This window comes from Paenibacillus baekrokdamisoli, from assembly GCF_003945345.1.
GTDB classification, from domain to species: domain Bacteria; phylum Bacillota; class Bacilli; order Paenibacillales; family Paenibacillaceae; genus Paenibacillus_Z; species Paenibacillus_Z baekrokdamisoli.
In genome coordinates, this window is the sequence record NZ_AP019308.1 from 2,689,617 (window position 1) to 2,703,749 (window position 14,133).

10 protein-coding genes and 1 pseudogene are annotated in these 14,133 nt (G+C 46.2%); 3 read left to right on the forward strand and 8 right to left on the reverse strand.

What is annotated here, in order from left to right; genetic code table 11:
• Nucleotides 1-56: 56 nt before the first annotated feature.
• The 3 genes from EKN16_RS12185 to EKN16_RS12195 all read right to left on the reverse strand — a co-directional run bounded on the left by EKN16_RS12185 (nucleotide 57) and on the right by EKN16_RS12195 (nucleotide 5,224).
• The gene (locus tag EKN16_RS12185) at nucleotides 57-1,280 is read right to left on the reverse strand and encodes an MFS transporter (RefSeq protein WP_125657178.1); all 1,224 of its coding nucleotides are present in this window, start codon (nucleotides 1,278-1,280) and stop codon (nucleotides 57-59) included.
• A gap of 58 nt (nucleotides 1,281-1,338) precedes the next feature.
• Complete coding sequence (locus EKN16_RS12190; protein ID WP_125657181.1) at nucleotides 1,339-2,028, reverse strand: FadR/GntR family transcriptional regulator; 690 nt, start codon at nucleotides 2,026-2,028, stop codon at nucleotides 1,339-1,341.
• Between the two features lie 187 nt (nucleotides 2,029-2,215).
• Nucleotides 2,216-5,224, reverse strand: coding sequence for an efflux RND transporter permease subunit (locus EKN16_RS12195; protein WP_125657184.1), 3,009 nt, complete (start codon nucleotides 5,222-5,224; stop codon nucleotides 2,216-2,218).
• A 239-nt stretch (nucleotides 5,225-5,463) separates the two neighbouring features.
• Between EKN16_RS12195 and EKN16_RS12200 the strand changes: the two genes are divergently transcribed.
• The 3 genes from EKN16_RS12200 to EKN16_RS12210 are packed head-to-tail and all read left to right on the forward strand — an operon-like array spanning nucleotide 5,464 to nucleotide 7,974.
• Nucleotides 5,464-6,237 (forward strand): ABC transporter ATP-binding protein, encoded by a 774-nt coding sequence (locus tag EKN16_RS12200; RefSeq protein ID WP_125666171.1) that lies wholly within the window; start codon nucleotides 5,464-5,466, stop codon nucleotides 6,235-6,237.
• Nucleotides 6,234-7,253 carry an ABC transporter permease gene (locus tag EKN16_RS12205; RefSeq protein WP_125657187.1) on the forward strand — a complete coding sequence of 340 codons (1,020 nt, stop codon included), beginning with the start codon at nucleotides 6,234-6,236 and terminating at the stop codon, nucleotides 7,251-7,253. The genes EKN16_RS12200 and EKN16_RS12205 overlap by 4 nt, the downstream gene beginning before the upstream one ends.
• Before the next feature lie 55 nt (nucleotides 7,254-7,308).
• The gene (locus EKN16_RS12210; RefSeq protein ID WP_125657190.1) at nucleotides 7,309-7,974 is read left to right on the forward strand and encodes a TetR/AcrR family transcriptional regulator; all 666 of its coding nucleotides are present in this window, start codon (nucleotides 7,309-7,311) and stop codon (nucleotides 7,972-7,974) included.
• A gap of 110 nt (nucleotides 7,975-8,084) precedes the next feature.
• On the opposite strand, the pseudogene EKN16_RS12215 reads toward EKN16_RS12210, so the two are convergent.
• The 5 genes and pseudogenes from EKN16_RS12215 to EKN16_RS12235 form a co-directional block, all read right to left on the reverse strand.
• Nucleotides 8,085-8,201, reverse strand: a pseudogene (locus tag EKN16_RS12215) (peptide-methionine (R)-S-oxide reductase); the annotation flags it as partial.
• A gap of 8 nt (nucleotides 8,202-8,209) precedes the next feature.
• Nucleotides 8,210-10,978 carry an ABC transporter permease gene (locus EKN16_RS12220; protein ID WP_125657193.1) on the reverse strand — a complete coding sequence of 923 codons (2,769 nt, stop codon included), beginning with the start codon at nucleotides 10,976-10,978 and terminating at the stop codon, nucleotides 8,210-8,212.
• Nucleotides 10,975-11,658, reverse strand: a complete 684-nt coding sequence (locus tag EKN16_RS12225) for an ABC transporter ATP-binding protein (RefSeq protein WP_125657196.1) — start codon at nucleotides 11,656-11,658, stop codon at nucleotides 10,975-10,977. Before EKN16_RS12225 ends, EKN16_RS12220 begins: the two co-directional genes overlap by 4 nt.
• Nucleotides 11,659-11,744: 86 nt before the next feature.
• Nucleotides 11,745-13,100 (reverse strand): sensor histidine kinase, encoded by a 1,356-nt coding sequence (locus EKN16_RS12230; RefSeq protein WP_125657199.1) that lies wholly within the window; start codon nucleotides 13,098-13,100, stop codon nucleotides 11,745-11,747.
• Nucleotides 13,100-13,819 carry a response regulator transcription factor gene (locus tag EKN16_RS12235; protein WP_197719130.1) on the reverse strand — a complete coding sequence of 240 codons (720 nt, stop codon included), beginning with the start codon at nucleotides 13,817-13,819 and terminating at the stop codon, nucleotides 13,100-13,102. Before EKN16_RS12235 ends, EKN16_RS12230 begins: the two co-directional genes overlap by 1 nt.
• Nucleotides 13,820-14,133 lie beyond the last annotated feature (314 nt).

A 14,133-nucleotide genomic window follows, 5' to 3' on the forward strand; every position in this document is an offset into this window, starting at 1 on the left:
TGAACGTCACCACTTGGGATGACTTTCACCTGCCCTTTTTCCATATAAACACGCAATTAAGCGGTCGTCTCTATTGCCGCAGCTGCATTCAGCTTACTGTCTGTTGGCAGGAGTGCGGCAAGCAAACCAATCAGCGGCAAGAATGCACAGATCTGAATGATAAAGGAAATGCCCATTGAATCTGCTAAACTGCCTAGGATAGCCGACCCGATTCCACCTAATCCAAAAGCAACCCCGAAGAATAATCCCGAAACCGTCCCTACTTTACCGGGCAGCAGCTCCTGGGCATAAACGACAATGACAGAGAACCCAATATGGAGGATGAATCCGACACATATGCAAAGCACCGCCGAGAAAAACTCATTCGCATAAGGCAGCAGAATAGAGAATGGCGCTGTTCCCAGAATGGAGAACCAAATTGTATTCCGCCGACCGAAACGATCGGCAATCGGTCCGCCCATGAAGGTTCCAACTGTCCCTGCTGCCAATAAGGCAAAAATAAACAGCTGCGCACGTCCATTGGATAACTTAAAGTGATCCATTAAGAAGAATGCATAATACCCCGTCATACTCGCCAGATAAACGAATTTGGAGAACAGCATCATGATCAAGATCACCATCGAATAAGTGATCATTTTACGTGACAAAGGTTTGGCTGCTCGAATTGTACGACTCGCCTTCGGTCTATTCGCGATGTGTGTCTTATACCATTTTGCTACAAACATCTGAACGATAAAAGCTCCTGCAGCAGCGAATGTGAACCAAATGACGCCATACTGGCCGAGTGGAACGAATATCAAAGCCGTTAATATCGGCCCCAATGACGAACCGATATTGCCTCCTACCTGAAAAATCGATTGCGCTAATCCTCTGCGAGGCCCAGCTGCCAAATAAGCAACACGCGAGGACTCCGGGTGAAGTATGGATGACCCCAAGCCTATTAATATAACGGCGACAATCATTGCTGAGAACGAGCCAGCCAAAGCGAGGAAAACAACACCAGTAAGTGTGAAAAGGACGCCAATCGGCAGCATGTAGGGTAGCGGACGTTTATCCGTGTAGAAACCGATAAAAGGCTGGAATAACGAAGCCGTAAGATTCATTGCTAAGGCGATCAAACCAATCTGCCCAAAGGAAAGGTTAAGCGATGTGCGAATAATCGGGAAAATGGCAGGAACGACTGATTGAATCGTATCGTTCAATAAATGAACCAAGCTTATTGCATAGAGAACAGAAAATACCGTTATTTGCTGCGTACGAATTGAATTTGATTGACTCATCTGATCACCTCTTCATGTTAGTAAACATCATATCATCTGACGTTTAAAGATAAAATTTTTATTCAAGCGCTTTTTTAATAGCTTTAACCGTACCATCCAAATTCTGGAGGGTCCAATACATCGCTGTCTCTGCATTCTTCTCTACTATTGCTTGATACAAGTTCTCGTGAATCTCATCATGGGGATTGTGGACTTCCGTATCACTAACCAACTTATGTAACGCATCCTGAAGAACGGATGTGAAGGTCCGATACAAGTCAGTAACCACCGTATTCTTACTAGCAATTGCGATTGCGAGATGAAACTTAATATCCTCCGTTAAAAAGCCCGTCATATCCCGCTGCTTCTGTGCTTGCAACCGATTATCCAGAAAAATTCGCATCTGTTTCAAATCGTCTTCATCACGCCGCTCAGCTGCAAGCTTGGCGATCTCCAGCTCCAGCATCCGCCTCACTTCATAAACCTCCAGCAATTCTGCACGGCGCAATCTGCTATCAAGAGGCTCTTGAATCGTAGAACTCGCTGTGAGAAAAGTACCATAGCCCTGCTTCTTCTCCAGCATACCTGCATGGACAAGTACACGCACAGCCTCACGAATCGTAGACCTTCCCACACCGAATTGCTCCATCAGCTCAGGCTCTGTAGGAATTTTGTCACCCAATTTAAGATCTCCGCTCGAGATCTTCTTCTGTAACTGAACAACAACCTCATCCACTAGCTGATTACGTTTCAACGTTTGAAAATTCATCAGATCATCTCCTGTTTATAGATAATAACATAAAATGAATGCGAAAGAACACACTTTCAAAAAAAATAAAACAGGATGATATCGCCTATGAACAGCGATACCATCCTGCTATTTTATATGAACCGCCTTGAAGGAAGCGGGGCTTATAGCTTGCGGCCGTTTAGACCGTTTAGACCGTTTAGGCCGTTTAAGCTGCTTTTTCTACCTTTCCACCAACTGCAAGCCGCTGACGATAGGACTTGCGGAAGAAGAATAGCTCATAGATACAAGGGACGATAATCAATGTGAGTATCGTTGCTGCTGCCAGTCCCCCAATGACGACAATCGCCAAGCTCTGGGAGACGATACTGCCGCTTTCTGATGAGCCGAATATGAGCGGCAGCATCGCACAGATCGTAGCAACAGCAGTCATTAAGATCGGACGCATCCGAGTGGTTGCCGCCTCGACTAGCGATTCGCGGATCGTCATATGCTCTTCGTTCTGCTTCACTCGATCGATGAGAACGATCGCGTTCGTCACAACAATTCCGATAAGCATCAATGCTCCGAATACCGCCGTAAAGTCTGGCGTTATCCCTGTGATAAGCAGGGCTACGATGGCACCGATTGCAGCAAGCGGCAGTGAACACATGATGGCAAGTGGACCGCGCAGCGTTTTGAATGTGATAACCATAATCAGATACACAATACCGATCGCAATCAGCATAATGATACCTAGATCTGCGAAATCAGCTGATTGATCCGCTGAAGCACCACCAACCGTGAATTCCGTGCCAGTTGGAGCTTTCAATGCCGTTACCTTTTCGCTGATTTCTTTGCCGACTAAGGATAACTGGCTTGGCTCAATATCGGCCGATACTCGGATATAGAGCTTGCCGTCCTTATGGAAGAAAGCACTTGATTGCTCACTTTTCACAAGCTTAGCTACCGAAGATACTGCAGCTGGGCCGTTATCTGTTAGAATGGTAAGCTTATTCAAATCCGCTTCTGTCAACGGATTTACCGATGGCTGCAAAATAACGTTCGTCTCCCGATTATCGATTGTAATCGAGCCGATTGGAACTGGATTAAGCAAGCCCTGCAGCTGCATAGCTACTTCCTGCCCCTTCGCTTTTACCGGGTCAAGATCAAAGGTATAGACTGGCTTCTTCTCCTCTTGGTTCGATTTCACTTTAATAACGTCTTTAATCGGTTTGATTGCTGCCATAACTTGCTCGGCGCCTTTGGCAATCAACTCTGGGTTATCCCCTGTTACATCTACAATGATTTGGGTCGAGCCACCTCCGCCCATCATGCTCGATGCGCTAGCGTTTAGCTCTGCTCCTTTGTAGCTTGGACGCTGCGCTTTGAGGTCAGCTATTAATTTATCGGCATCTGCGCCTTCCTTCATATCAACCATATATGAGACCAATGTTGGTGAGGAAACTTCTCCATACTTCGCATTATCGGAACTGTTACCATTGGACATTAGCACCCAGTCGATATCTTTGCGACTATTGATATACGTTTCCAGCTTACGGCCTTCTTCAATAACCTTCTCATGCGGTGTCTCACTTGGATATTCCAGCGTAACGCTCAAATTACTAGCACTCGAGGAGTCGATAGCTCCTTTTGGCATAGACATGTAAGCACCGATTGACCCAATCAGAAGAACAAGGGAGATAATAATTGGTACCCATTTATGCTTCAAATTCCAAGTCAGGAAGCTAGCAAATCGTTTAGAACCTTCATGCTCCTTCATTTTCGTGCCTCGCAGAAGCACAGCACTCAGCAGCGGAACAACGGTAAGAGCCACGAGTAAGGAGGCGATCAACGAATAGGCTACCGTCAAAGCAAATGGCAGTAAGAACGATTGCAGAGAGCCCCTCAATAAGCCCATTGGCAGGAATACTGCCACCGTTACAAGCGTTGAAGAAGTAATTGCTGTTGCTACTTCCTTTGTGGCATCAATAATAAGTTGAACGGAAAAGGTTTCCTTCTGCAAGCGGCGATAGATGTTCTCGATAACGACGATACTGTCATCTACCAAACGTCCGACAGCAACTGCCACACCGCCTAATGTAATAATGTTCAACGTTACACCCGATAGGCTAAGCAGATAGAGCGTGATACCTAGCGATAAGGGTATAGAAACAATCGTGACGATGGTTGCTCGGAAGTTTCGCATGAACAAGAGAATAACAATCGTAGCGAACAGTGCACCTAGGAGCACCTCACGAAGCATTGAATTGACCGAATGCACGACTTGATCCGCTGTACTTAGCAATACCTTTGCGTCGGCACCCTTCACTTCTTTGTTTATCTTCTCCACCGTGCTGGCGACTTTATCACCAACCGTCACTGCATTTGCATTGGCTGTCTTAGATATCGTCAGCATCAGTACGTTCTTCCCGCCGATGCTGCTGATACTCTCTGCTTTATTATCCATTTTCACTTCGGCAATATCACCCAGAGTGACGCCCTTAGCAACAGGCAGCTTGCGAAGTGTGTCCAAATCATTAATTGAAGCATTTACACTAATGTTGCCTGTCGCGCCATCAATCGTTTTCTCCCCAATAGAGGAGGCTGTGCCACGACCCTGTAGAACGCCCATTAACGCCTGAAAAGGTACGCCTTTGTCTGCTAGCTTCTTGTTATCAGGTACGATAAGCACGCTTGGAATGACTTTCCCGCCCAGCGATACATTACCGGCGCCATCGATTTTCTTAAATTCATTGATGATGTTTTTCTCTGCTTTCTCGCGGTCAGCATCACTCATTCCATCGAGCCCGATCGATACCCACGAGATTGGAATCATCGAGGTGTTGAACTGAACGACGAATGGCTTCATCACTCGTTCAGGAAGTCCAACACCTGCAACGGCAGCTTCAACCTCTGCTTTTGCGTCCTTCATATTCGTCTTCGAATCAAATGCTAGATTAATAGTGGAGAATCCATTTCCTGAAGAAGAAGTCATACTGCTCTTACCCTTCACGAACTGAACGGCATCCTCTAGCTTCGATGTCACTTGTGTTTCCATGGACTTGGCATCATAACCAGGCCCGATAGCAGCGATGGTAACCATCGGGTTGTCAGCTTCAGGGAGGAACTCCATCGGTAATCGCCAATAGCTAAGTACCCCCATTACCAACGCCATTAGCACGATAAGTTTCATCGCCGCTTTGTTATTAAATGCCCACTTCGTTAACCTTTGCATTCTACTTCAAGCTCCCCTCACAATAATGTTCTTCTCTTAACTCCTTGCTAAAGTTTACCTGTTCCTCAGTCTCCCTAAAAACGTCTACAGACCAGTCTTTTTCCCCGACCTAAGACGGAGGAGCTTATACGTCTGTAGATTTAAATGTAAATGAGTGATTACTCACTTTACGTGTTTGCGATTGTAGAATATTATATAGATGAGTAATTACTCACAAATTATGAGGGAGTTGGTTCATGATGTCAGCCTTGTCCAAGTCAGCAGCTGCATCTTTGCCTTTAGAGCAGGACTTACCTGTTGTGGCGCTTCATAGCCTCGTCCGTCAATTCGGCACCACAATTGTTCTTGACGATATAACACTGCGCGTCGAACGAGGTGAATTGTTCGGCCTTCTCGGCCCTTCCGGCTCTGGGAAAACAACACTTATCAAGCTCATTACCGGTATTGATAAAGCCAACCATGGCACTGTCCATATGCTTGGCGAGCTCATGCCAAAGCTATCTATGCTCCAACGATTCGGATATATGGCTCAATCCGATGCGCTATATAATGAATTGACAGCTAAAGAAAATCTAATATTCTTTGCCTCTCTCTATGGTCTCCGAGGACAGCAGCGGAATAAACGCATCCAAGAAGCGATGGAGATCGTTCATCTATTGGAGCATTTGAACAAACCGGTTGCTGCCTATTCAGGAGGAATGAAACGCCGTTTATCCCTTGCAATCGCCTTGCTTCACGAACCAGAGTTGTTGGTGCTTGACGAGCCGACTGTTGGCATCGATCCCGTGCTTCGCCAATCGATTTGGAAGGAGCTTAAGCTGCTGCGCGAACGAGGTACGACCATTATTCTCACTACACATGTGATGGATGAAGCTGAGAAATGTGATCGTCTTGGACTGCTTCGTGATGGAAAGATGATAGCTATCGGTACACCCGAAGAGCTTAAGCAAAGCAGTGATAGCTCTACGTTAGAAGAGGCATTTATCGTTCTGGGCGGAGGTATGAGAGCATGAGAATACGCGCGCTTGCTATTCGGATTATTATACAATTCATACGAGACAAACGAACGCTTGCTCTACTGTTCCTCGCACCGCTGCTCATTCTTGGATTAATGAAATTTGTTTTTAATGGTAACACTGTGGAGCCGCAGATCGGCATCGTTCATGTACCTCAGGTAATTGTGGAAAGATTGCAACAAACAGAGGCTCAACTAACTTCCTTTAATGACATCGAATCCGCTCAGAAGGCGATAAAGAATAGAGATTTGGATGCCATCTTGATGCTTAAGAACGATAAACCAGCTATTATGCTAGAGGGCAGTGATCCAGCAACTAATAAAATGGTTCTTATGCTGCTCCAACGTACTCTGAGCATCCAACCAACTTTCGTTGAACCAACCATCACCTATTTTCATGGAAACGCGGACATGACATCCTTTGATTCATTCGGTCCTGTACTGATCGGCTTCTTCTCTTTCTTCTTCGTCTTCATGCTCGCTGGCGTTTCCTTCCTGCGTGAGCGAACGAGCGGTACACTGGAGAGGTTACTGACAACTCCGATTCGTCGATCTGAAGTCGTGTTTGGTTATTTATCCGGATTCGGTCTTTTCACTCTGCTTCAAGCTGCTCTTATTGCCTGGTTCTCTGTTCATGTTCTTGGCCTTTACATGGACGGTTCAATATGGCTCGTGCTTCTAATGAACCTTCTCCTTTCACTTACTGCACTTACATTAGGAACTCTCTTATCTTCATTTGCGAACAATGAATTTCAAATCATTCAATTTATTCCGTTAGTTATTGTGCCACAGGTGTTCTTCTCTGGATTATTCAATTTGGATGCCATGAATCCTTGGCTTCAGAAGCTGGGTCATATCATGCCTCTCTATTACGGAGCTGACGCCCTTCGAGCCATTATGATCCGTGGTGAAGGATGGAGCGATATTCAAACCAATATCTATGTTCTACTTGGTTTCTCCGCCGTATTCGTCATGCTGAATATACTGGCGCTGCGCAAGCACAGAGCGATTTAACAAAATAGTAGGGCTATGCTATGATCGAGTTCATGCATACTTGTAGGAGGACATCATGGAAGAGTCTATTGAGCAGTGGATGGAAGATCTGCTGAAGCTGGATACAGCCGGGGATAAAATGACCGAAAAGCAGACCAAAATCCTGCAATCTGCTATCGCGCTTTTTGCGGAAAAAGGGTACTCTGCTTCATCTACCAGTGAAATTGCACAGCGAGCCGGTGTAGCTGAAGGAACTATTTTCCGTCATTACAAGACGAAGAAGGACTTATTACTTGCTATTGTCGCCCCAGCCATGACGAAGCTCATCGCCCCATTCGTGCTGCGTGGGTTTAATAAAGTATTGGATACGGAATATGAAAGCTATGACCAGCTCATTCGGTCGATGATTGAGAATCGGATCGAATTCTTAAAGAAGCACAAGAGCATCTTGAAAATACTTGTTCAAGAAATCCCTTTTCATCCCGAGCTCCAAGCAAGCTTTCAAAGAGATGTATTGGCCAAAGTATTGGAGAGGCTCAGCAAATTGGTTGCTAAATTCCAAGCACAAGGCAAACTCATAGAGCTTCCCACAACCACAATCGTACGGCTAACCGTATCTACGATAATCGGTTATGTGCTGGTTAGAAGCTTCTATGGTGAACGACCAGACGCCGATTGGGATGATGATCGGGAACGAGAGGAAACGATAGCTTTCATCATGCGCGGTTTAGGAATCTCATAGATCATGAACGGATGTAAAAATCACCTGCTTATGTGAACGCCGCACTTAGCAGCTGTCCTCATGAGCAGGTGATTCTCTGTTTTAATCGCCAAAAAACTACTTATACCGGCTTACCGGCTGTACCTTTCCCGCTCCAAATCCTCAGTAGGGACGAATCGCAATGAGGCGGAGTTCATGCGATAGTGCAGCCCTGGCGGCTCAGGTCCATCGTTAAACAGATGACCCAGAGCGTCTATTATTCATCCGATGCCCGGAGCGCATCGGCTGGTGCTTGTTTCAGAGCGGAGCGGGCAGGACCTAAGTTAATAAGCACCGCGGAAACTAACAAACCCAGAATGACTGGCAATAGGATTTCGATTGGATAATCAAATGGAATCGGCTGCTCACCTGATCTAACATCCTGACTAATTGTTTGGATGAACACCTTTGCTCCAGAAGACCCTATTGCCCAGCCCGTCATGAGCCCTGCTGTACCTATGATGGAGCCTTCCAAGATGAACATCCAGGCAATATGTCTGCTAGGCAAGCCGACGCAGCGCATCATGGCAATCGCCTTGCCCCTCTCTCGGACTGCTCTAAATTGAACAACCGCTAATCCGAGCAATCCAATTAGCGCCGAGAAAGCCGTGAATCCAAGAAACCCAAGAAATATTTGTCGGTTAATAAGCTGCTCCGCCGAGTTATCCGCATAAGGAGCGTGGAAGGTCAAAACATCTCCGATCCTCATCCGATCCTCTAGCTGCTGTACGATATTGACGTCCTTATAATTGAATTTCATCAGTACGAATCCTAGCTCCAACTGATTAGGCCATTTGTATCCATATGGTTTGAGCTCTTCATATATGGCGGGATTCACATAGGTTGCCGAGTAGAAGTTAATATTCAATTTGTTTGCCGTATTTCGTTTCGCAATCCCAGCTATCGTAAAGGTCTTTTGGGCAAGTGGCGTCCATTGCTCATTCATCGTTCTCATTTTACTTTCATATAGAGGAAGTGTAATCGTTTCACCGACCTTAACTTCCTTTTCCGGACTTGCCCAATTGCTTCCCTTGCGATTATCCGCATACTCGGCTGGCAATACAAGGAAAGAAGGATCGTTACTCACTGCTTTCCATACCTCCTTGTCGCTTTTGAATTTAGGAGCACGCTTGAGAAGCTGTAATCCATCCCCATCGATCAGCTCCTGAGTAACGGGAATGATAGCTTGCGACCACTCCTTACTGGTCAACAGCATGAATGGCTCAACTGTTGTCACAGCCTTTACGCCACTTTTAATGACCTCATCGGATTGAATGAGAGACAGTATTTTATCCCGTTCCGCAATCGTTTGATAACCTGCATACCCACCGAACCCGAATGCCGTTTGATTCGTCTTATCAACATCATTCGCATTCAGGATTACACTACCCATACAGGCTGTAAATGTAATCACCATCATGACGAGCGCAAACAGCAGCGCAATCGTATAGGTTCTACCTGGATATTGCTTCGGATATTTGACCGCTAGCAGCAGAGAGCTATTCGGCAATCGCAGGAGACGCAGTATCCCACCAATGAAACCAGAACCAGCAGATACTAGCATCAGCATGAAGTAAACAGCACTCAAGCATCCCCCAAGCCAGAACAATAAGATGAGTAGAACCGAATCATTGTTTAAGTCCATTTTCACAATGAACGCCTCGCTCAAATGTACAGCTAGAACGATAGCCATGCTCAAACTCAACACTAAAAAACCGACTTTCCTCTTCGTCGATTTCATCGGTTTACCAAGAGGAACTCCCCGAAGCGCATCCATAATTCTCAGACGGCCTGCTTTACCTGCCGCCCACACAGCTATTAATCCCAAGAAGAGAGTCACCGTTCCAAAAATAAACAATAACGAGCCTGCCGTAACATGCGGCGTTAAAGTTAGATGTATGCCGCTCATCCTAGCCAGCTCACCTGAATACCTCCCGTAAAACTCATGAACGAGCACATAGCCACCGACTGCACCAAGCAGTGTTCCAATTCCGGCACTAAGCAGGGAAAGCAGTAAAGCTTCCGCAGTAAACATGCTGCGGATATGACCTCGCGATAAACCAATTGCTCGTAATAGCCCATAGAGCTCCCAACGTGCTTCTGCGATCATAATGAGGACCTGACGCATCAACATTGCGCTGGATACAATCGCAACTGCGCTTATCATCGATAGAAAGAGGGATAGATTCAATTGCTTGGTTTTATTCATTGCGTCATTTTTGAGTAAATTCAACTTAATAGGATGATCAGGAAACGTAGTAAATCCTGCAATTGGCATGGATAAGTCGTTACGACCTGCAAGGACAGCGTGATATCCGCTAGTAAGTCCTGTTAAAGTACGGCTTGTTGACTCATTCACGATAACTGTACCGGTTGAAATACCCGCTATGCCTTGGTAACCCGTCAAGCCATTTTCTTGCGCAATTTCTTTTACCTTGAAGGGCAGTCTGGCACCAGTCGAACCAGATAGAAAGATCGTATCTCCTCGTTCAATCACTAAAGATGAAGCCGTTTCTTGATCCACAATGATCTCGTTGTCAAGCAGCCCGCTGGACCATAATTGGGAATTAGCTGCATCGAACTTAATCGCTTCATCCGAATTAAACCCAATGAGCTGAAGCCCATTCTGACTATGACCAATCTTGCCTTGTTCATCTAACGTATACATTACCACCGTGTCGCTATTAATAATCGGCAAGAATCGAACCGGAACCTTATTTTCTAAATAGGGTTTCACAGTCTCTTGAACTTCCAAATCGGTTAGGGAGGTTGCGCCTGATACAGTGGAGGTCAAAGCCCAGTCTATCGGACCATAGTGAGCTGCAATCCATTGATCACTGCTATTCTTAACGGATACAAAATTGATTACTGAGACCGCGATGAGCATGGCACCAATTGTACCTGCAGCCACCGTAAGAAGGGTTTGGCGCCATTGACGCTTGATATTCCCCCATGCCATCGACCATATGAGACCGGACGCTATCATAGAGATGTGCTCCCATCATGAATAATGCGACCTTCCTGCATCCGGATAGTCCGATTCATCCTTGCAGCAATATGTGAATCATGAGTGACAATAACTAATGTCGTCCCGTAGTGACTGTTTAACATCTCGAGTAAACCAATTATTTGATCGGCCGTACCTGTATCTAGAGCACCTGTCGGCTCATCTGCCCATAAGATCTTAGGCTCGCCAATAATCGCTCTAGCAATGGCAACCCTCTGATTTTGCCCGCCAGACAGCTCACTTGGATACCGTTCAGCCCGCTCGGCAAGCCCCACCAGCTTAAGCGCTTCTACTGCCTTCTCTCGTGCTTCCTTACGATTCATTCCCCTGGCAATAATCGGTAGTGCCACATTCTCCCATGCCCGAAGCACGGGTATGAGATGATACGACTGGAATACAAACCCCATCTTCTCCAGTCGTAGTTTGGATAACTCGTCCTCATCAAGCATGTGGATCGCTGTCTCTCCAATCCACACTTCCCCTTCATCCATGCGCTCTATTCCTGCCAAGAGATGCAGCAGCGTCGTTTTCCCGCAGCCCGATGGTCCTGTTATAGAAACAGTTTCACCTGCTGAGATTTCCATGCTAATCTGCTTAAGTGCCCTTGTCTTTGCCTGACCGACACCAAATGTTTTACTCAATCCGTTCATACGTATCATCTCGGCGTATCTCTCCCCTTCTCCTACGACTACGCCTCTATCCTAGCAAGTTCATATGCAGACTCTATCGAAAAAATATGCAGAACTTATGCAGATCGTCCTTCTGACATAACCGGAAGAAGGACGGTAAAGGAAGCTCCCTCTCCCCAGCTGCTCTGAGCGGTTACCCGGCCTCCGTGTGCCTGAGCGTATTGCTTAACTATGGCAAGACCAAGCCCTAGTCCTGCAGCACTTGTCGTTTCGTGAAGAGATAGTCCAGATTGCGCCCGATAGAATCTCTCAAATAAACGTGGAATATCCTCTTCTTCAATACCGATTCCATCATCAGCAATCATCAGAAAAGCCCCTTCCTGCGACAATCCTACCGTGAGTGTAACCTTCGTTCTGGCATGACGAAGCGCATTACCCAATAAATTAACGACCAGCTGACGAAGCCGATTCTCATCTGCATGAATGCGAATATCAAGCTCTGTTTTGAACTGAATCGAGAGTCCCTTTTCTTCCGCATCCACAGCGATGGCCTCTATAACAGCAAGACTTAACTCCGAGAGCGAGAACCATTTTTTCTCCAACAGCAAATGGCCTGATTCTGCCAAAGCAAGCTCTTGCAGGTCATAGACTAGCTTGGAGACTCGGATCGTTTCAGAATGCAGCGCTGATATTTTGCTAGGCGGAAGAATAGTTTCTGTGAAGAGTGCATTCTCCAGCGTCGTTCGTAAGATCGCAAGCGGAGTCCGCAGTTCATGCGCTACATCAGCAACCATTGTCCTGCGGACCGTTTCCAGGCGATCGATGTATGCTTGTACAGCTGTAAGCGCATCCGATGCTGTAACTAACCAGTCATCGTGTTGATCTGAGTACGCAGCCCAAGCGGAATGATCCTCTTGTCTCTTGGGGAGCAAAGAATGAGCTTGGTTCACTAATCTTGCAAGCGATCTGTTCAAGCGACCCATCATGAGATTCATCCATACAAGAACGATCGCAAACACCACCAGACCGGCCGCTAATGAAAGCAACCAAATCGTTAGCTTCGGCCAATGCTCTTGATGGGATCCGGTAATAACCTTGCCTACATTCTTACCATTCACAATGATCGTTTTGAATTGCTTCTTGGAGCTTGAAGCGTGATTCTGTAATCGCTCTTCCCCAAGCCCGTAACTTGCTACTAGCTGCCCCTTAGCATCCAGAATCGCTACGTCAATTAACTCTTGTTCTGGATAATAAGGTCCATCAGCAGCCAGCTGCTTGTCCACCCCTTCCCATCCGCTATGGGATTCAGCAAACTGAGCGGCGTAGCTGCTCCAATAGAGTAATAGGCGCTGTCTTTCAGTTTGATCCGAATGGATCATTGTGAGCCAGCCGCATAGGAGAACAGCTGCAACTGTGATAAATGCGGTTATGGTGGCTAGCAGCCACATCCTAAGGGGATTCCTCTTTCCCATTAAGATATAGCCTCCTCGTTAAATTTGTACCCGACCCCATATACAGTAAGTATATATTCCGGCTCGGCTTGGTTATCCTCAATTTTGTGGCGCAAATTACGAATATGAGAATCTATCGTTCTCTCAAAGCCGAGATAAGCATTTCCCAGTGCTTCTTCCAGCAAATGAGAACGTGTATATACGCGGCCTGGATGTGCCGCGAGCTTCCATAGCAGCAAGAACTCTGTTCGTGTCAGCTCAACGGGAAGATCATTCTTCTTTACAGAAAAACTATCCGGCCTGATTACAAGTCTGCCTCTGTTAATCGTTCCTTCCGCTTGTTCGGTCACAGCCTGTGATTGACCAGTCGACCGCCGGGATCTTCTCATAACCGCTTTGATTCGAGCGCTTAGCTCGCGCAATCCAAAGGGCTTCTGAATGTAATCATCGGCTCCAAGCTCCAAGGCTAGCACCTTATCAAATTCATCACTCTTAGCGGTAACCATTATGATCGGAAGCTTCCACTCCCGCTCATTGATTTTGCATAGATCAAGTCCATTTCCTACGCCTGGAAGCATCCAATCGACAATGAGAAGTTCAGGCTTTGTGTCTTTAATTCGTTGAATCGCTTCATCATAAGACATTGCCCCAACAACCTGAAATCCTTCCTGTTCCAAAAAAAACTTACATTCGTCCAGCAGCTTAACTTCATCCTCCACCCATACAATGACCACCCTCATCCACCCTCTCTCAAATCTTCTATTTGGCTTCTATATAAGTTGAACTTAAGAAACGAACAATGGACCGCTGCACAGATGGAATGTTCTTCCGATCGCTGTTGAGCCCGGATTTCTTATTTTGTCCCCTGATAAGGGGGAAATCCGGTCTCAAAGGCGAACGCTGACGCTTCTCCAGAATCATCCATCTGCTCCGATCACTTGTTATATCTCAAGTTCAACTTATATATATCGGTGTAATCCTCGTTATAATAAAAAAAGCCGATCCCTTCATCGCTTGTAGCGAATGAAAGAAATCGGCTGCTGTATGTTCTGTA